At 46.9% G+C, this 669-nt stretch carries 1 protein-coding gene; it reads right to left on the bottom strand.

What is annotated here, in order from left to right:
• On the bottom strand, positions 1–669 hold a 669-nt coding region (locus tag AC1DFM_RS34675; RefSeq protein ID WP_477081366.1), incomplete at both ends, for a condensation domain-containing protein.

The following is a 669-nucleotide window of genomic DNA, read 5'->3' as shown; positions in this document are numbered from 1 at the left end:
CTCTTTGATCAATACGCCCATTGACCAGCCATCGCTGATGATGTGATGCATCACATAGACAAACACCCACTGCCCTGCTGCTACTTCGTAGAGAGATGCCCGTAGTAAAGGGCCGGTAGACAGATCAAAAGGGGTATAACATACAGACTGAATATCGGCAGATAAGTCCGTGGGTTGTGTGATGTAGTGGATGCTGAAATCTATGGCAGGAAGAATGTACTGTTGTACACCATACTCTTCATCTTCCTTAAAAATGGTTCTCAGCACTTCATGCCGTTCAATGAGTACATCAAACGCATGTTCCAGTTGAGCGACGTTTAACTCGCCGGTCAGCGTATAAACGCCTGGCATGTTATAGGCCACACTACCTTCTTCAAACTGGCTCAATACCCATAAACGACGCTGGGAAGATGATAAAGGATAAGCCGCCTGTTGCGGCGCCCGCGCAATCTGTGCAAAAGCCGTTTTACGTGACTTTGCAATCAGTAACGCCTGCTCTTCTAGTATACTGTTAGAAAAAAGTATCTTTAATGGCAACTTCACTTCAAAGGCCTTGTGGATCAAACTGGCCAGTCTCGTGGCTTTCAGGCTATGACCTCCCAGCTCAAAGAAGTTATCTTTAACACCGATCTGCGTTCTGCCAAGCACCTGCTCCCAGATGGAGATCAG

The sequence above is a fragment of the Chitinophaga sp. 05T412 genome (assembly GCF_056396465.1).
The sequence above is the reverse complement of the archived record's forward strand: the minus strand, read 5'-3'. Positions and strand labels throughout refer to the sequence as shown.